Source organism: Bythopirellula goksoeyrii (genome assembly GCF_008065115.1).
In the GTDB taxonomy this organism is placed as follows: Bacteria; Planctomycetota; Planctomycetia; order Pirellulales; family Lacipirellulaceae; genus Bythopirellula; species Bythopirellula goksoeyrii.
The window spans coordinates 5,109,868-5,127,915 of sequence record NZ_CP042913.1 but is presented as its reverse complement, the minus strand read 5'-3'; the positions used below and the strand labels follow the sequence as shown (position 1 = coordinate 5,127,915).

General features: G+C 52.8%; 12 protein-coding genes and 1 tRNA gene. 7 read left to right on the top strand and 6 right to left on the bottom strand.

The genetic code is table 11. The features are described 5' to 3' along the window. The first annotated feature begins 81 nt into the window (after positions 1-81). Both Pr1d_RS20185 and Pr1d_RS20180 read left to right on the top strand, forming a co-directional pair. A complete protein-coding gene (locus Pr1d_RS20185; protein WP_148075206.1) occupies positions 82-3,288 on the top strand; it encodes a beta strand repeat-containing protein in 3,207 nt (1,068 codons plus the stop codon). 300 nt (positions 3,289-3,588) lie between these two features. Continuing rightward, positions 3,589-4,758, top strand: a complete 1,170-nt coding sequence (locus Pr1d_RS20180; protein WP_148075205.1) for a hypothetical protein — start codon at positions 3,589-3,591, stop codon at positions 4,756-4,758. Positions 4,759-4,912: 154 nt separating this feature from the next. Here the strand turns inward: Pr1d_RS20180 and Pr1d_RS20175 are convergent. The 6 genes from Pr1d_RS20175 to Pr1d_RS20150 form a co-directional block, all read right to left on the bottom strand. Then, positions 4,913-4,996 (bottom strand) — tRNA-Leu (locus tag Pr1d_RS20175). 205 nt (positions 4,997-5,201) lie between these two features. Further along, a complete protein-coding gene (locus tag Pr1d_RS20170; RefSeq protein ID WP_148075204.1) occupies positions 5,202-6,326 on the bottom strand; it encodes a baeRF7 domain-containing protein in 1,125 nt (374 codons plus the stop codon). Between the two features lie 53 nt (positions 6,327-6,379). Continuing rightward, positions 6,380-6,724: an SPW repeat protein gene (locus tag Pr1d_RS20165; RefSeq protein ID WP_148075203.1), complete on the bottom strand. Its 345-nt coding sequence runs from the start codon at positions 6,722-6,724 to the stop codon at positions 6,380-6,382. Then, entirely contained in the window at positions 6,724-7,356 is a 633-nt protein-coding gene (locus Pr1d_RS20160; RefSeq protein ID WP_148075202.1) for a vitamin K epoxide reductase family protein, read from the bottom strand. Before Pr1d_RS20160 ends, Pr1d_RS20165 begins: the two co-directional genes overlap by 1 nt. Positions 7,357-7,373: 17 nt before the next feature. Next, the gene (locus Pr1d_RS20155; protein WP_148075201.1) at positions 7,374-8,504 is read right to left on the bottom strand and encodes an NAD-dependent epimerase/dehydratase family protein; all 1,131 of its coding nucleotides are present in this window, start codon (positions 8,502-8,504) and stop codon (positions 7,374-7,376) included. Positions 8,505-8,752: 248 nt separating this feature from the next. After that, positions 8,753-10,462, bottom strand: coding sequence for a hypothetical protein (locus Pr1d_RS20150; RefSeq protein ID WP_148075200.1), 1,710 nt, complete (start codon positions 10,460-10,462; stop codon positions 8,753-8,755). A 404-nt stretch (positions 10,463-10,866) separates the two neighbouring features. Between Pr1d_RS20150 and Pr1d_RS20145 the strand changes: the two genes are divergently transcribed. The 5 genes from Pr1d_RS20145 to Pr1d_RS20125 all read left to right on the top strand — a co-directional run bounded on the left by Pr1d_RS20145 (position 10,867) and on the right by Pr1d_RS20125 (position 18,001). Continuing rightward, positions 10,867-11,163, top strand: a complete 297-nt coding sequence (locus tag Pr1d_RS20145; protein WP_148075199.1) for a hypothetical protein — start codon at positions 10,867-10,869, stop codon at positions 11,161-11,163. Between the two features lie 417 nt (positions 11,164-11,580). Continuing rightward, complete coding sequence (gene clpX / locus Pr1d_RS20140) at positions 11,581-12,855, top strand: ATP-dependent Clp protease ATP-binding subunit ClpX (protein ID WP_148075198.1); 1,275 nt, start codon at positions 11,581-11,583, stop codon at positions 12,853-12,855. Between the two features lie 186 nt (positions 12,856-13,041). Beyond that, positions 13,042-13,332, top strand: coding sequence for a hypothetical protein (locus tag Pr1d_RS20135; protein WP_148075197.1), 291 nt, complete (start codon positions 13,042-13,044; stop codon positions 13,330-13,332). A gap of 107 nt (positions 13,333-13,439) precedes the next feature. Next, positions 13,440-16,595 (top strand): DUF2309 domain-containing protein, encoded by a 3,156-nt coding sequence (locus tag Pr1d_RS20130; protein WP_148075196.1) that lies wholly within the window; start codon positions 13,440-13,442, stop codon positions 16,593-16,595. Between the two features lie 11 nt (positions 16,596-16,606). Continuing rightward, positions 16,607-18,001 carry a proton-conducting transporter transmembrane domain-containing protein gene (locus Pr1d_RS20125; RefSeq protein WP_148075195.1) on the top strand — a complete coding sequence of 465 codons (1,395 nt, stop codon included), beginning with the start codon at positions 16,607-16,609 and terminating at the stop codon, positions 17,999-18,001. Positions 18,002-18,048 lie beyond the last annotated feature (47 nt).

The window sequence follows — 18,048 nt, the reverse complement described above, 5'->3', positions numbered from 1 at the left end:
CATCTGATGCTACAATTCCGCCTTCACTCAGGAGTCTTCTCCTATCCCCTACCAGATAGGCCCGGCAATCTAGGGAACACGATGAAGCGACTCCTTGTTGTCTATGCCATCGCCCTCTGTTGTTCAGGATCTCTGCAGGGTCAAACCCTCCCCTCTGGCGTGCTCGATGTACCTCCACTGGTGATCGGCAACAGCGAGTCGATCGGTTCGAACACGACGCTGAACGTCGCAAACGGGGGCATCGTTGGCAATCTTTTCGACGCAGGGAAAACAAATGGAACGAGTACAAACATCGAGGTTAACGTCATTGGAGGCGTGGTTGGCGATGGGTTTGATGCCTACGGAGGTTCCACAGTCAACATCTCCGGCGGTTCCGTCGGGGAAGACTTCGACGCGCACAGAAACAGTGTGGTCAACATTTCTGGTGGCAATGTAGGCCAAGACTTTCGAGCTTTGTATGAAAGTGAAGTGAACATCACTGGAGGTTCCGTCGGACGGCGACTGCTGGTCTACGGCGGCGGGACCGTCAACCTGATGGGAGGATCGATTGGTGATCGAAGTGAGGCGCCTGGCGGCACCTTGAACATTAGCGGTGGAACCGTTGGTTATCAGTTTCTCGGCGGGGAAGGCTCGGTCGTCAACATCAGCGGCGGCGAACTTGGCGAGAGCTCTTACGCCTTCTACCTTTCCACATTCAATATCTCCGGCGGACTGGTGAAAAGAAACTTCTCTGTTGTCAATTCCAGTACAGTAAATGTGTCAGGCGGAGTGATCGAATCGGGATTCTACGTCAGCAGTTTGAGCCCCGCTCATTTTTCTGGGGGCTCAATAGCAGATGGTTTTGAGAAAAGTGCCGGTTCGTTGCTCACAATCGAAGGCGCAGACTACTCTGTTGATGGGGTACCTATTCAGGATCTTGTTGAAGTTGGTTCTTCTTTGCAATATGACCTACCTGCTGGAGCCGTGCTCAGCGGGACCTTTGCAGATGGTACACCTTTCGCATTCTCGTCACTCGAAGGCGACGACATTGCAGACGGCACAATAGTACTCAACACGGTCGCAATCCCTACACCTGATCCGATCACGATCGAGATGCCTGGCGGTGTCCTGCCATTGGGCATCCGTATGGGCCAAACTCTCAATGTGTCGGCAGGTGGCATCGTGCCATCCAACTTCAACGCTGGACCGGGGAGCCACGTCAACATCTCAGGAGGTGAGGTGTGGGCAAACTTCGAATCTACAGGCGCCATCGTTGAGATGAGCGAGGGAGTACTCGGAAGCGGGTTTGATGCATTTCACGGGAGCAGTGTCGCAATTGCAGGTGGCGTAGTTGGTGGCGGTGCACACTTTCTTGGGGCGGACTTGGTCGTCACAGGGGGAAGGATGGGCGACAATCTATTCGTCGGCGATGGAAGTACGGCGAACTTCTCCGGCGGGACGTTCGAAAATCGGCTCAATTTGAATGACGGAAGCTCGACCACCTTTCAAGGTGCCGACTTCCGCATCGACGGAGTTCCTGTAGCAGGGCTCGACCAGATCGACGACACCGTAGCCATAAGCTTACCGACTTCTGCGGTCCTGAGCGGCACATTGGCTGACGGCACGCCGTTCGCGTTCTCTCGGTTGGATGGTGATCTCATTGCGGATGGTGTGTTGACACTCCAGGCGGCAGCTGTCACCCCAATTGGTCCGACAAGCATCGACGCCGAATCCGACCCACTTCCCCTCGGCATCCGAACTGGCCAGACCCTAACCGTCGGCGTTGGTGCCAATGTTCCTGCCGCATTCAATGCGGGACGTGGCTCACATATCGACGTGACCGGGGGTACGATCGGAACCAATCTGGAAGCCGTCTCCGCAGAGGTAAGCATTTCTTCGGGAGATGTCGGAGACTACTTCGACGCTTTCGACGGCTCCGTCGTTACAATGACCGGCGGTGAGCTTGGTTACGGTGGGCAAATCGATAACGGCAGTGTTCTCAATCTCAGTGGCGGAGTGATTCGCGGACTCACTGCTACCCACGGCACGACGATCAACGTATCGGGAGGAGAAATATTCGGAACCGCGGCTGTTCGTGACAACGCGACGATCACTTTGGTGGGAGGAACCGTGGTTGGTATTACGGCGGCGAATTCCGTGGTCGATGTTGCTGGGGGCGAAGTTGGGTCATTCACTGCTGGCGTGGGAAGTATGGTAACGCTCCGGGGTGGCCGCTTCGGCGATGGCATCTCCTCGTCCGCTTCGAGTTCCGTTCTAGTCCAAGGCGCCGAGTTCCATCTCGATGGTATCCCACTTGCAGGAGTAGCTGCGCCTGGTGATTTGTTGGCGGTCAACATACCCCTGGGGTCAGTCGTCAGTGGAACACTTTCTGACGGAACCACTTTTGCCTTCGGCAAGGGCTTCCGTACATCTGATTCTTTTGCTGATGGTTCGCTCACACTTGAGTTCGTAGAACCGCCACCAGCTGGTCCCACTATTATCACCTTGCCAACGGACCCGGTCCCCCTCGGTGTCCGCAACGGGCAGACCTTGATTGTTGAATCAGGTGGTGTGGTGGGAGAAAATTTCACTGCGGCTGTCGGAAGCCAGATCGTGGTCCACTCAGGCGGAGTCATTGGCGCAAACTTCGAGGCAATCGGTTCCGAAGTGTTGGTCTACGGCGGCACAATAGGCAGCAGGCTGGACATCCTAGCTGGGGCAACTCTCACAATGACCAGCGGAGTACTAGGTGCCGGATCGAATAGCGCAGAATCTGTCAACGTTTTTGGTGGCACGCTCAATCTGAGGGGTGGCGCTGTGGAGCCTGCGTTAATCGCTGCCGATGAGGCCGAAGTGAACCTCTTTGGGTATGGGTTTGCGATCAATGGGGTTCCAATCGTAGGTCTTGCGCAGGACGAAGCCTTTCCCATATTCGACCGGAATGGTGCCTCGCTGACAGGCTACCTTTCGGATGGTTCTCCCTTTGATTTTCGCCTTCTAGAATCGTCCGGTCGAATTTTCGACGCCTTCTCTGCCGACACGCTTCTGACGGTGACACTCACTGTGCCTGACGAACTCGGTGGCGACTTCGACATGGACGGCGACGTCGATGGCAGAGATTTTCTCGAGTGGCAGCGGAACGGTTCGCCTGATCCGTTGAGTTCAACTGATCTGGCGTTATGGCAAACACAATACGGTTTGACTGCGACGCCAGGTTCAGCAACACGATTGGTCCCGGAACCTAGTTCCTTGATTCAGGGATTGATGATTCTAGTCGGTGGTTTAAATCACTTGTGCCGACGTAAGTAGAACGCGATGCCAGGTTTGTTTATAAACCCGAGAGCTAAGATAACTATTTGGAAATATCCCAATGCCAGATGCTCTGTTTATGTTTGCCGAGGAGTGAAAAGTAGTTCAGGTCGCTGTCGCGAAACGCGTAATAACAGGTGACAGGAATATCAAATTTTAATTGACTTTACTCCCTATCATAGGTATTCTCTAGTTGGCAGCGGTAAAGAGGCAAGTAGCAGGACGATGTGAAGCGAAGATCTTCCAATAAGTTACTCAGGGTCTTCTGTAGTATCAATCTTTCACCGGGAGTTAAACGTCATGTTGTGTCATCTGAGAGTGTTTGTTTTAGCGGCTTCTGTTCTTTCTCCTGCCACTGTAGTCGGTCAGTTATTTACTGACGATCTTAGCACGGGAACTAATTGGACGATTTACCAAGACCCCGATGCATCTGCAGTGTTCGGTTTTGACTATTCAACCAAGGGCCTACCACCAGCGCCAAACGGTAGCGACACGATCGGTTTGAAGTTTGAAGTCAACAACAACGCTCCCGCTGATGCCAATGGAATCGTTGCCATCAATTCCAACGCGACGTACACGGGGCAGTATACTTTTCGCGTCGATGCCTGGTTGAACTGGGCGCCCAGCGGAGGCACAATCGGTACGGGCACAACGGAATTTCTAGGCGCTGGAGTCGGACATGATGGTCCTTTGGCATTGCCACTCGGTGGGTCTTTTGTTTACTCAAGCGAAGGCGATGCGGCTGCTACGGACTATCGACTCTATAAGGAGGGCGAACAGCTTCAATCCGAGAGTGGTCAATATGCCGCGGGCAACGTAGCTGGATCTCGTGACAGTAGCGATCCGTACTACACGAATGCCTTCCCCTCATTCGACATCGCTACGGCAGTGCCCACGCAAGGGACCACAGGGACCCAACCCGCCGGAGCAGGAGGTTTTCAATGGATGACGCTCAACTTCGAAGTTGACACCGTGGCAATCGGCCCCTCGGGCACTACTACGGACCCCGGATACGTTAGAGTTTCTATGCAAAGTGCCAATTCTGGAAATGCGATCATCATTGGTACGATCGACAACAGCAACGGCGACTTCACGGCGGCTCCCTTGGAGGGGGTGATCTCGCTAGTGATGTTTGACTTCTTCAGTTCCGTGACCCTCAACCCCGCTTTCGCCTTCGGAATCTTTGATAACGTTCAGGTGCTGGATGGGTTGGTTCCGCTTGTTCCGGAGGGTCTAGCAGGCGACTTTGACAACGATAGCGACGTTGATGGTAATGACTTTCTTGTTTGGCAGCGCAACACGAGTGTCGGGTCACTAAATGATTGGCAGACCAATTATGGATCAGGGGTGGGCACGTCAGTCGCCGCGACAGCGGTTCCAGAGCCTTCGCCCCTGTTAATGCTACTAACGCTGGCTTTCGCAACGCTGCTTTTCCGTGCTATGCCGGCACCAAATACGCCCAATCGTTGATGGGCTAGCATTTATCGTGCATAACGCCCATGAGAGCGAAGTACCTGAAGTAGGCAGCCAATAGTGGTCAAGTCGACATGGTCGCGACAGTTCTCACTTGCTTAGCGGCAGATGCAGCAGCGAATTGCCGTACTAGCCACGGTGCAAAGATAAGTACCGGAGGGGGGACTTGAACCCCCACGAGGTTGCCCTCACTGGATTTTGAATCCAGCGCGTCTGCCAATTCCGCCACTCCGGCTCGGTTGCTCAAGGTACAATTTACGATGATTTAGTAATTCGTCAACGCCCTCAGAGGGAGCCCTCGGGCCGGGAACGAATCCCTTTGAGATACATGTCCTTGGTGGTGCCGTAAATCATTCATAAAGCGCGGGCTTCTCAGGCAGGATCTTGCATGGTGATTGCCAGATAATGGGGCTCGGGCGAGGGATCGACGTAAGTTATCCCTAATAACGCAGTATTGCTGCCAGCGCCGAGGGATTGCCATCTTCCTTAGTCGGAACCTGCTTGACAGACATAACCTCCCCTCCATGGTTGAGAGTTTGATAAACAGAATTCTCAATCACATGACTTACTTCTGCCATGTCTGAAGAGGTTGCAGAAAGGCGATTGGGTTGTATTGGAACAAAGATCGTCTCGACCTGACCATTTTGAGACGCTTCCATTATTGCTTTCTCATCATCTAGAGTGCGTTCACTGCTCGACAGATCTCCAAATCTTTTCAATGCCAAGGATTCGAGTTTCTGAAATCGTGGTTCCAGGCACTCCCATGCTTCATGCAATAATTCTTTTTCCTCTCGTTCTTGGGGATTTCCTGAGACATGTTTATCGAGCAGGTGCGGATAGGTATTTGCCTCCTGATAGATAGGAGCCAGGTAGTCAACGCAGGCCAGCACGAGTGGGGTATTATTCCCATGTAAAAAATGAGAAACCTGGGGGTCAACCTGCCGTTTGAAGTAGTTCACAACGGTTGTCTTCTCCCGGTCATCAGGTGCTCCTTGACCATGGAATAGGGCTTCGCCAACACCTCCTTTTCCTTGTGTGGGTGCTAGATGTGAGTGCAACTGGAGGGCTTCTTCCGCACCATCGATTTCAATAGGACCGCCTATTTCCAGATCACTACATGTCCGGTGATAGCGAGTAGCTTCGAATAGCTCGGCAGAATCCTTCGTAAGTGCGAGTAAGTAGTATCGTCCGTTCGCATGCAAGAGCGGAAGCAACGGACTGAGATGAAAACACTTCCCTACGCTCACTTGTTCCGGCATCACTAGGGGACACACATAAACGCGGAAAAAATCGGGTGCCGCGAAGGCTGCCAGCCCCGCACTACGGTGGCCCCATATATTCTTGTCTTGAGGAATCGATTTCAGTTGCTTGATTAGTTTTTCATTGGAGCTCTCATCGATATCAGATTGAGCTTTCAATTGAGTTTCCGCTTCGCGTATGAGATTCTTGTGGCGAATATCGTCTTGCTGTTGCTCACGTCCTGCCGCATGAGTTGGCATGTAGAACGAGAGGAAAGGGGTTTGTCGCTCCTGGACGAGCTCTCTTAAATCACTTGTTTGAAACATATTTTCCTTTCTTATGTTCTAGTTAGCAAAGGTAATACTTGTGGTTCAACTTTCTAATCTGATGTTTGCCATCCTCGCGGGGGATGCGAGGCATGGTTCGGGATAATTGCAAACATAGTAAGAAGCAGTCCGAGAATGATTTGATTCTGCTGTGCTCCGGGTAGGGGTGGTGTCGAACCTAGCCGTCCAAAACCGATGAGCCATATCCCTACGAATATCAACATCCAGTGAGCCCAGGCTGTGGGGGACCAGTACGAAGCTAAAGCTAACACAATAACCAGACCGCCAATTAGCAGGTCGTTTGACCACAAAACAAAAGTATCGCTGGCATGGCCGAAAATAAACGGACTCATCAACAACCAACATCCCAACATGCACTCGACGACTCGGGCCCACATCAGTTCACCTCCCGCATCAATTCGTCACCCGCTTGTCGCGAGATTGTAGTAGGTATTCCGAAAAATGCGTTCCATACGACCGAAATGCGATGCGATTTTTTCCAGACGAGCAGAAGGTATTTCAAAGAGGAATAGACTTCGTCATAGGCCCAGTAGGCAAGAATCAAGGAGATCACTGCCGTCACGAGGCAGAGAAAACACCACGAGCCGACGACAGCGCCCTGCAGAATGACAAGAACGCTGCTGACAATACCGAGCGGAATGACGTCAATGCCGAAGAGGATTACCAACCAGGGTCGATATTGCCAGCGTCGCGTCGAGCCTGCCAACCCCAGGACAGCATCTCCTAAATAGGCGAATGCGCCCAAAGCAGCGTCTGGGATTCCGATCCAGCGGTCCATTGTCTGTGCTACTTTGGAATCTAACACATTCTGCGAACCTTCATCAAAGAAGGGATCCCATACCGCGTTGATTAAGCCCCACTGGTAGAGAGCCATGTAGGTAGCCATCAGCGTTGCCACTGCGGCTAGAATGCAGATGGGAATCCGCTGACTCCAAGCCGAGGGATTGTAGGCCCAGGGTGCAACTTCAATACGACTAGCGCGCGCCGTGTTGTTCGCTTGGTTAGACATGATTCACCCCCCCCCAACTAACAATTCTCAGTTTGCTTGCTCAGTGAAACGCTAGATATCTCATCGAGTACGTCTTGAGAGGGAAGTGGCAGATGATTCGTCTCATACCATTTGCGCGGATTCTGTTTCAAGCCAGCGATCATGGCAGGAAGCGTGGTTGAAAGAGACCGTGTTGGAGTCCATCCCAGGATGCTTCTTGCTCGGCTATTATCGACTGGATAATGGGCATCAGCCAAATCGACCATCCACGGCTTGATGAATGGTTCCTCTTCTTCGCGGCTAGCAAGTTGCTCTTTGGCCCAGGCACCTGCTTTGGCCACGATTTTTGGAATACGAATCGTCGGCCAATCTTCTTCTCCGTAGATCAGTTCTCCAATTCTGTCTTGGAGCTTCTCGTAACTCAGGCATTCATCTTCTGCAATGAGTAATAGGAGATAGTCGTCTAATTGCTTGCGTCGTTCTACGACTAGGTCCACGCAGCTTGCTATGTCGTCCAGGTGAATAAACGCTTGGCCGCGATCTGCGTCGCCAGGAAATAGGTAACTCTCCAGTTCTTTTTCGGCAATTCGACGAATGTTCTGCGTAATCGGAGGCGAATGGCCCAATTCATCATAGGCCCCAGCCAGTCGCAAGATCACTGTAGGTATCTCACCGTGTTCCTCTTGGATCACCTGCTCCGCATCCAATTTGGATTGGGGATAGGCCCATTCAGCTTGCGTTGGAGCATCTTCGTTGAGTTGTCGTCCGAGATCACAGGGCTTCATTACCAGCAAACTGCTGGAAAAAACAAATTGCCCAACATGCTTAAATCTATTTAGGCCTCGCAACAAGCGACGAGTCCCCTCGACGGTCAGATCGTCATACAAAGGACTCGACTCGCCAGAAAAATCGTAATACGCTGCTAGATGGATCACACTGGCGATCTTACTTCCGAATCGCTCAAGGACTTCCTGCAGTGTTGAGCTTACGCTCGAATCCTTAGTTAAATCACACTGAATCCATTCTTGTACGGTCTGCCGCTGTTCTGGCGGATTGAGATCTAACCCCACCAGCATATAGCGATCTAGTAATCGCTGACAAATGCGACTTCCGATTAGTCCGCTGTTACCCGTTACGAGGACGACTGGCTGATGTTGTGATTGAGTCATTTCGTATCACTCCTTCCATTCTCTACAGTACGCTCGTCATACTATCATGACGATTCGTTTCAGGTTAATGAGCAAACTGCGCGCCACTTTCTCCAGTCATTCAGTGCATGACGAGGTTGTGTAGTAAGCGGTGAGACTTAGGTCGCGACAAAATGTCGCGAAACCTGTTAATTCGTTGCAATCTCATCATTGAGACGACAGTTGGTCACGTAGAGGAGAGAGTCGATTGACCTAGATGAGAAGCAGGATCATTCAGACGATGGTGAAACTCTCGGTACACCCGTGATGGGACGCACGTCGCGGAGGTGGCCAGTGGGTTGGGGTCGATTGAGTTCCAGTGGCTCGGGGGTTTGGAAGGTGGCGACGTTGCCGGCGGTGTCGCGCACTTCCAGGCGGATATAGAACCGGATGGGGATGTGGCGTTCGACCCGCCAGGTATAGGAGCCCGTGTTTTCCAATCCGGCTGCGATCGCCGACCAGGGGCCGCTGGGCTGGGAACTGAAGTAAAGTCCAATCGGTCGCTGCTCAAGGTTGTCGTCTTCGGCATTCCAACGGATCTGGAGATGGTCATTTAGATTGCCGGTGCCCATCTTGGCAGAAAGTAATTCGGCCGAGGGTGGCTCCAAATCGACGGTGATAACCAATTCCGGCTCATCGCCTGACCGCGGAGGTGGTGAGGCCGCCCCATTGGCACCATCGACTACAATTCGGAAGCCATATACGCCAGCACCGGGAACCCGAGCCCGCACAGGGCTGCGGTTGTCTGGATCGTTACCGTAGCTTTGCCATGTCGAGCCCCCATCTTGGGTGCCCCACAATTCTACTTTGGCAACTCCCCAAGGACCCACCGATTGCAAGTCGTATTCCACATCGAAGGTGCGAGAGTTCATCAATATTGGCTCACCCGGTTGCCGACCTGAGGAAGTCCACTCCGGTTCTCCCTCCCGGGGCAATCCTCCGGTGGGAACTTGTCCCTCGCTATTGAGAGAGGGAGCAAGCCCACTGTCGATCGTACGATCGGCTGGTTGATCGGAGTCGGCAGCACCATCGACTGCGAATGTAGCAGGCGTACGCCTCTGGCCATGTTGCTGAGATGTGTTGGCGTAAGGATTGAGTTGCGGTGGCGCAAACAAGCTGTTGTCGGGTTTGCTGACCGAGTTGATGGCTGTTTGTGCTGGGGACTTGGTGGGCAGCTGATTCGACGTTGGCCAGTCTTGTGCAACTTGTCGCTGGCTGGTTTGCGGCAAGTTGATCTGTTGTTGTGCCACATTAGGTGGTAGATCGGGCGTGCGATCCGGCATCGAAAGAGATGGTCCCGAGAGTGACAGCATCGTGGTTGCCTGACGACGGTGGCCTGCGCGGTCGGCTATCGCGCCGCGTACTTCAATGTCGTTGTCGCTGGGTGCCGTCCATCGCACTCGCCCTACAAGACGATCAGGTTGCGCAAGATCCGGAGCCGCGAGAGGTACATTGGTCCACAGCCCGTCGGAAGTGCGAGCTTCAACAATGAGCGAACTTGAAACGAGATTGGTATCGACAGCTTCATAGCGAATTATGACTTCGCCATTAGTTCCCTGTGCGGCAGTGAGGTCTAAAGTTGGCTGGGTCGTATCGATGACGATCTGAAGTTGAGGTGCTGCCGTTGGTGCATCGAGCGAGTTCCCTTGGGCATCCAAATGGCGGAGTGCAAACCAATAGGTCCCTTCCTCGGGGGCATGGTAGCTAAATCCAAGTACATTCGATTTGGCGGATTGCAACGCTTGCCAATCGTTGTGGCCCGTTCGAGAAACCAGCAGTTGCACTTGGTCAATCTTGTCTGCGCCGGTAGCTTGTTTGTTGAGTTGATAGGGAATGAATAGGAGGGGTTGTTGCCAGAAGAGGGGTTGAACAGTCGGATGCGACGGCGTGGGCTGTGCCAGGAGGCTAGGTTGAGGTACTAGCATGGTGACGAATGCCATGCAGGCCCATATCCGGGAGCATATGCCCAGTGCTAAGTTTCCCCAGAGTATCTGAGAGCAATTCATAGTCCCAATCGGATCAGCTTCAAGCCATTCCCTGGCGGGCAGCAATGACGGTAACTTGCAGGCCAGCGCACGGCATGACCCACATCGAAAAAATGTGTCCCTCAGAGGAAGTATCGGAGGTGCTGCCAGCGAAGCTTGAAACGCTTGCAAAAGCTGTTCACCCTGCTGAAACAGGGCAAAGTGTGCCAATTTGGCCAAGTTTTTTGGCTAGGGGGCTTGTGTCGCCACAGATCATTCTGGACGGAAGCTAGCAGTCGGCACATAATAAGAAATAAGAGCGTGGCTAGAAAGGGAACCAGGGGATAGGCAAAGCGGCTCGAATGGTCGGTTGAAGGCGTATGGACGAGAGATGGCAGTCGCTGACGGAAGCCGCCCTACTACTCGCGGCAATCTTCGCGGTCGTTGCGATTGGCATTGCCATTGTGCGAAAGTTTCGCGGTGGTGAGGCTGACGACGTGCAAGAGAGCAGCGTGATGATGTCAAAGTTCCGAGACTTGCACGACCAGGGTGGCCTCAGCGACGAAGAATTCCGACATATTAAAACTAAGCTAGCAACCAAACTTAAAGCAGAGCTCAGCGAGACTTCTCGGTCGAGCGGTTCGCAAACTGCGAGAGCCCCGTCGACGGAGAGTTGAGAAACTCGACAGACCCATTCCTTAAATTGCCTACAAGCATTTGAGGGCTGTTTGTCGAGAACGGAGAGTTTGTCGAAAGTGCGGGTTGGCACCGATAGCACCGGTCGCCACAAATGTCGAGAAACACTCCGGCTGTCGCGGTTGTTCGGTGCTGGCGGGTGCTAGTAAACCCCCCAGTAGTGATAGACCGATGAACGACTCTCGTTGGAGCTACGTATGGTACCACAGAATTGGTGCTCGGACTGAGCGGACATGGAAGCCCCGCGAGGCATGAAAAGTTTGGCTTGCTGATCGGTTTTCGATAGATCGGAATTCGATTGGTAAGTTGACTCCCACGAGCGACACCTTGATGAACTAAGCGACCTCTCAGGACGGTGATGGCCTGAGTGGTTTAGCATCCCTCGGAAGGAGATTTTCATGCCTACGGGTAAAGACATCGGTGGACGACGCGGAAGCACTTCGAAAAAGAATGCTTTCTGTTCGTTCTGCCGAAAGAGCTACCGCGACGTAGGTCCCCTGGTCGAAGGACCGGGCGACGTTTACATCTGTGGCGAGTGTATTGAACTGTGCCAATCCATTCTCGATCAAGAGCGCAAGCGGCGCGGCTCCAGCAAGCAATCGTTTGCTAAGGTTCCCAGCCCTCGTGAAATCGCCCTCGAACTGGACGAATACGTCATTGGCCAGGAAGCGGCCAAGCGAGTTCTTGCTGTCGCCGTCCATAGCCACTACAAGCGGCTGATGGTGGCTGAAGAAGAGTCGGACATCGAAATCGACAAGTCCAATATCCTACTCGTTGGCCCCACAGGCTGTGGTAAGACGCTCTTGGCTCGCACCTTGGCCCGCAAACTGAACGTGCCATTTGCAATCGGCGATGCGACCACGTTGACCGAAGCCGGCTACGTCGGTGAGGACGTGGAAAACCTGTTGTTGAAACTTCTGCACGCTGCCGACTTTGATATCGAAGCCGCCCAACGTGGAGTTCTTTATATCGACGAGATCGACAAGATTGGCAAAACGAGCCAAAACGTGTCGATCACCCGCGACGTGTCTGGAGAGGGAGTCCAGCAGGCGCTGCTAAAGATGCTTGAAGGGACCACGGCCAACGTGCCGCCCCAGGGAGGACGCAAGCATCCCGAGCAGCAATACATCCAGATTGACACCACGAATATCCTGTTCGTCGTCGGCGGTACCTTTGACGGTATTGAAGAAGTCATCCGCAAGCGGATGGGTCGCCGCACGATGGGCTTTGGGCAGCAGGGGGACATCGCCTCGGAAATGGACCTCGGCGAAACCCTTGCCAACATCACGCCCGATGACTTGATTGAGTATGGCTTGATTCCGGAACTCGTAGGACGCCTGCCAGTGGTAACTGCGCTCGAACCTTTGAACGAGTCATCGCTGGTCCGCATTCTAACCGAACCAAAGAACGCCTTGACCAAACAGTATCAACACTTGTTTGCGATGGAAGAAGCCGACTTGCAGTTCACCGACAAGGCACTTCAAGCAATCGCCCGCCGCGCTGCCGAACGAAGGACAGGTGCCCGCGGTCTGCGATCGATCATCGAGAATGTCATGCTCGACATTATGTACGACCTTCCTGACCAACCGCGTGGCAATCGTTATATGTTGACCGACGACGTGGTCGATGGCCGCGAAAAGCTGTTCAGCGAACCCCAGACAAAGAGTGCGTAACGTTCAAGCCCGAGGTTTGGACTTCGGTCCGCCGCGGGGGTTAAGTTGCGTACCAACCATTAACGGGCCCGGGTGAAAACCCGGGCCCGTTTTTCGTGGGCAACCCACATGATGCCTTATTTGAGGGCAGACTAGGCAGGATTTGACACCGCAGCTAGTGCAACATATATTGCCATACTCCGAATCATGTATCATCGTGCCATCCCAAATACGCTGCTTTTGTCGCTTGCCTGCTTGCTAGCAGTCGCATCAGGTCAATTCCGCGGCCATGAGCGTCTTCATGCTTCCGATGCTTTCTCAGCCGAAGCTGCTGAGAATGTTGTCGTGAGTGATGGCGAGACTGATTTAGTTGCAGTTCTTGATGCCGCTCTTGCTGAGAAATTAGCCTCATTCGGCAGGCCATTGAGTCCGGTGATTCTACCGGAAGACTTCTGCACAGGTCCCACTCTTTTCCTGCGCGGCCCTCCACTGAGCTAACCTCTTTAGCCTGTGAGTTTTCTCTAGCTCTTGCCGATTTCACCATGCGCACTTCGGACTCTGTCTAAGTGGTGTCAGTCTGTGGCAGTACTACAAGGCAGTACACAATGGACGTTTCCACTTTGCATTCTACTAACAGAAATGCGACCTCCGGGTCGAGTCCTCGGGTTCCGGAAGAATCACTCAAGGCTGCTCAATTAGCCAGGCTAGGGCATTTGAGGAACATCATTGAGGAAGCAACGCATCTGCTGCCGGCACAGGGACCGATTACGGCCTTCGTGCATCACAACACGTTGCACGCATTTGAACACCTTCCATTTGACGAGGCCGTGGTCTTGGGTGGCAAATTATTTAATTGTCATCCCTATTTGCCCGAGCAGCGCTATCGCAAAAAGCTCGAGCAGGGCAGGATCCTTCCCGAGGACATCGAAGCCGTTCTCCGTGATGATCTTGGTGACCGAGGGGACGAGTTTCTCGGATTCTTGGGTACTCGCTTCAGCTTGAACCTGAACATGTTGGCATACCCGCTGCAAAGTGGACCTATTGCCGAATTGCGCTGGGTTGTGGCCGAAACGGATGCGTTGAGCAAGTTTAGAAAAGAAACGATGCCCGCTTTTAAAGATCATTTGATCGAATCCACTCGACGCTGGGTGATGCGTGACCTGCGAAATGGTCACCCTCCAACTCATGAAGAAGTGCGTGCTCGGGAACTTGTCGACAAAATATTCGAGTACTTTGACAAGCCTGACATCGAGCACTGGGACCTCTCGACCTGGGAAGCATTTACACTGCATTTGCTTTGGTTCGTGTGTAGGGATGGCGTTGCTTGTACCCCATCACCAGAGGCGACTCATCCGCTCGCGTCCCGGCACCGAGATGTGTTGCTAGAAGCGACTGGGGGCGACAGTGACCGATTAGTTCATGAGGTGTTGATTCGTTTTTGTGCTGCGTTTATGGATCAAGGATTTGGAAGTTGGCCACTTCCTCAAGCAAATGGTTTCTTTGCATCGTTTTCAGCTTTGTATCAATCGCCTTATGGTCCGCCGGATCATTGGATGCGACGACTTCGAGCGGAATTGAAACGTATCCAGCAAGAAGGGATCACTCCGTTGGAATCAATCGCCCAGTCGCTTGAAATGCTGGGAGTAGGGCAGCATGAGGAGGCAGACTTTCTTCAGCAATCAATTCTAGCTCTGAAGGGATTTGCTGGCATGTTATGGCAATTGGAATGCCGTGGCGACCGAGTAGCAAGACCCGTACCCCCCCAAACTTTGATCGAGTTTCTGGCAGTCAGGCTGATTCTGGATCGATTGGCTATAGCGTACTTAGCGGACGACAAGATTGGCTATCGAGGAGATCTTAGAGGAGTTCGCACAGCCTTAGCCAATCACATTCAGACCAACAACGTTCCGAATATCGATCAGCGGGCGTTCACCATCTTTCAGCTTGCTCAGCTATTGGGTTGGACGCCGGAAGTGCTCTACAAGCTTCACGAAGGCAACTGGTTAAAGGTGCTACGTGAGGTTGAAAACTTTTCCAGCATCCACCGTCGGCGGATCTATCAACGGGCGTTTGAGCGCCGCTATCGCTTGCAGGCCTTGGATGCGATGTTGGTTCACACCCGCCGATTAGCCGTGCGGGCAAAGAAACCATTCTTTATTGATTCAGCCACACCTGCATTTCAGTTTGTAACCTGTATCGACGATCGCGAGGAGTCGTTTCGCAGGCATTTGGAGGAAGTAGCCCCGGAATGTGAGACGCTTGGCGCTGCGGGTTTCTTTGCCGTGGCCATGTACTATCGAGGTGCTGCTGATGCCTACTTCACGCCGCTCTGTCCGGTGATAATCAAACCTTCCCACTATGTCGTAGAGCAGGTGGTGTACTCTCAACAGCAAAAAGAACATCTCCATAGAAATCGTCGGCGGACTATCGGAACTGTCACACAGCGGGTTCACCTAGGGAGCCGTACCTTTGCCGGCGGCTGGTTTGCTGCCTTGTTTGGCTCGTTTGCCTCGCTGCCTTTGGTGATGCGAATTCTCTTTCCCCGAGCGACGGCTCGGTTACGAAACGCAATCGGCGGATTTGTAAAAGCTCCTTCGGCTACAGAACTGCAGTTAGAACGGACCGAAGATTCACCTGGCCAAACCAATGGTCACATTGGTTACAGCATCGAGGAAATGACAGGCATCGTCACACGCATTTTGGAAGACATTGGTCTCACGAGCAACTTCTCTCGGTTAGTAATGTTTTGCGGCCATGGTTCCTCAAGTCTGAACAACCCCCACGAATCGGCATACAATTGCGGCGCTTGTGCAGGAGCTAGAGGAGGACCAAATGCACGGACAATCTCACGTATGGCAAATGATCCGCGCGTGCGGGTTCTCCTGGAAGATCGTGGTCTGAAAATTCCCGCCGAAACTGTCTTCGTCGGCTGTTACCATGATACGTGCGATGACAGTGTTGCGTTCTACGACCTGGATCGCCTTCCGCTTTCTCATCGCGAATTATTCGGCAAGACGCAGGAAATCCTGGTTGAGGCGCGCCGTCGCAATGCCCATGAGCGGTGTCGCAGATTTCGCGCTGTGAGCCTTAAAGAATCTCCTGAAGCGGCTCTCAAGCATGTCGAATCGCGTTCTGAAGACCTTTCTCAGGCGAGGCCCGAGTACAACCATGCAACGAACTCCCTATGCATCGTTGGGAGACGCGAGTGGAATCGTGGGCTGTTTCTCGATCGACGTGCCTTTCTTACATCTTATGACCCAAGCCAAGACGATGAGGACCGCTCGATTCTCACTCGCATCCTGCAAGCCGCGATGCCGGTATGTGCAGGCATCAGTCTCGAATACTTTTTTTCGACCGTCGATTCGGAAGGGTACGGGTGCGGAAACAAATTGCCACATAACATCACTTCGTTGTTGGGTGTCATGACGGGAGCCGCTAGCGATTTGAGGCCTGGTCTCTCGGCCCAAATGGTAGAAATCCACGAACCCCTTCGCATTTTGTTCGTCATCGAAACGACGCCAGAGGCGATGTTGAACATCATGGAGAAGAATGAAGAAATCGCTCGGCTGGTGCGCGGAGAATGGGTCCAGTTGGCCACTATTGATCCCAAGACATCGCAAGTTCATTGTTATGTCCAAGGCGAATTTGAATCCTATTCTCCAGAGACAGACGAGCTGCCAGAAGTCGCTTCCTCAGGCGATTGGTACCGCGGCTGGCGCGATCATCTGGGCTTTGCGAGTATTACACCATCCCAAAAATAGGCGCGCTAACGATGAGCACCAATAACATGTTTTTTGTATTAGGAATTGCTGTGTTGGTTTGCCCAGCAGCCTTAGTAGCAATCCTTGGAATTCCGCCACTCGTAGGCCGACCTCTCAGTGAGAAAACAATCAATCGATATGCCTACGCTGCGACGGTCATTGGCTTGTTAGTTTCTCTTTTGATGCTCGTGATGATGCTGACAGTTGGGACTAGGCATGTGCCCATTGAACTGGGCAACTGGGTCGTCATTCCTCAACAACACTTTCATTTTCATCTTAAGTTCGTCTTTGATCGACTTTCAATTCCCTTTGTTATTCTCTCGTTTCTCTTATGTGGAACAGTGAGTGCCTTTACGAGTCACTATTTGCATCGCGAATCAGGTTACGGAAGGTTCTATGTATGTTATTCCTTCTTCTTGTTGGGAATGATCATCAGTAGTCTCGCGGGAACTATCGAAGTTTTGTTCTTGGGATGGGAACTGGTTGGTCTGTCGTCGGCACTGTTGGTGGCTTATTTTCATGAACGCCCGACGCCAGTGATCAATGGCCTCCGCGTCTGGAGTGTCTATCGTATAGCGGATGCCGCTTTCTTGATGGCTGCTGTGGCGATGCACCATTTGACGGGCGCTGGAGACTTTGATCGGTTGGTCGGGACAGGTTCCTGGCCTGACGGGATAGCCGTTTTGACGAGTGATCAAGCGCTTACAGTTGGTTTATTGCTGTTAATTGCCGCAGCAGGCAAGTCGGCGTTGGTGCCGTTTTCGGGTTGGTTGCCGCGGGCGATGGAGGGCCCCACTCCGTCAAGTGCGATTTTTTATGGTGCCCTGTCGGTACACCTGGGCGCGTATCTTTTATTGCGAGTGAGCCCACTACTGGAAGTCTCCGTTCCATTGGCAGTTGCTGTGATTACGATCGGGATCGTTACTTCGCTGATGGCTACGCTGCTGGCTCGAGTACAAACCGACATTAAGAGCGCGCTGGCCTATGCATCGCTGATCCAGGTGGGAATCATCGTCGCTGAAATCGGCTTGGGATTGAGATATATCGCCTTGATCCACATGTTGGGGCATGCCTGCATGCGGACTCTACAACTCCTGCGAGCGCCAACATTGCTGCATGATTATCACACAATTGAGAATGCCCTTGGCGGGCGCTCGGCAGGAGATAAAAGTGTATGGGGCCGGTGGCTCCCCCTCAGCCTGCAATACTGGGTCTATCGCTTTGCTTCCCATCGAGGTTATCTCGATGGCATTCTCGATGAGTTTGTCGTCCACCCATTTCAGCGCTTGTTTAAGTGGTGTGATGCGGCAGAAAGAAGGTGGACTGATTTTCTTTCGAGGGGGCGTTCGCGAGCTTCTGACGATGTTCAAGTCCACAGCGAAATTGTTGAAGAGTTGCGGTTGTAACACTGAATAAGGACATCGGATCGTTGGTTCCTTTAATTTGGGAATTG

Bases quoted from the DNA above. Each gene is read 5' to 3' on its own strand.
- Pr1d_RS20185 (WP_148075206.1), top strand. From the start codon at position 82: ATGAAGCGACTCCTTGTTGTCTATGCCATCGCCCTCTGTTGTTCAGGA.
- Pr1d_RS20180 (WP_148075205.1), top strand. From the start codon at position 3,589: ATGTTGTGTCATCTGAGAGTGTTTGTTTTAGCGGCTTCTGTTCTTTCT.
- Pr1d_RS20170 (WP_148075204.1), bottom strand. From the start codon at position 6,326: ATGTTTCAAACAAGTGATTTAAGAGAGCTCGTCCAGGAGCGACAAACC.
- Pr1d_RS20165 (WP_148075203.1), bottom strand. From the start codon at position 6,724: ATGTGGGCCCGAGTCGTCGAGTGCATGTTGGGATGTTGGTTGTTGATG.
- Pr1d_RS20160 (WP_148075202.1), bottom strand. From the start codon at position 7,356: ATGTCTAACCAAGCGAACAACACGGCGCGCGCTAGTCGTATTGAAGTT.
- Pr1d_RS20155 (WP_148075201.1), bottom strand. From the start codon at position 8,504: ATGACTCAATCACAACATCAGCCAGTCGTCCTCGTAACGGGTAACAGC.
- Pr1d_RS20150 (WP_148075200.1), bottom strand. From the start codon at position 10,462: ATGGCATTCGTCACCATGCTAGTACCTCAACCTAGCCTCCTGGCACAG.
- Pr1d_RS20145 (WP_148075199.1), top strand. From the start codon at position 10,867: ATGGACGAGAGATGGCAGTCGCTGACGGAAGCCGCCCTACTACTCGCG.
- clpX (WP_148075198.1), top strand. From the start codon at position 11,581: ATGCCTACGGGTAAAGACATCGGTGGACGACGCGGAAGCACTTCGAAA.
- Pr1d_RS20135 (WP_148075197.1), top strand. From the start codon at position 13,042: ATGTATCATCGTGCCATCCCAAATACGCTGCTTTTGTCGCTTGCCTGC.
- Pr1d_RS20130 (WP_148075196.1), top strand. From the start codon at position 13,440: ATGGACGTTTCCACTTTGCATTCTACTAACAGAAATGCGACCTCCGGG.
- Pr1d_RS20125 (WP_148075195.1), top strand. From the start codon at position 16,607: ATGAGCACCAATAACATGTTTTTTGTATTAGGAATTGCTGTGTTGGTT.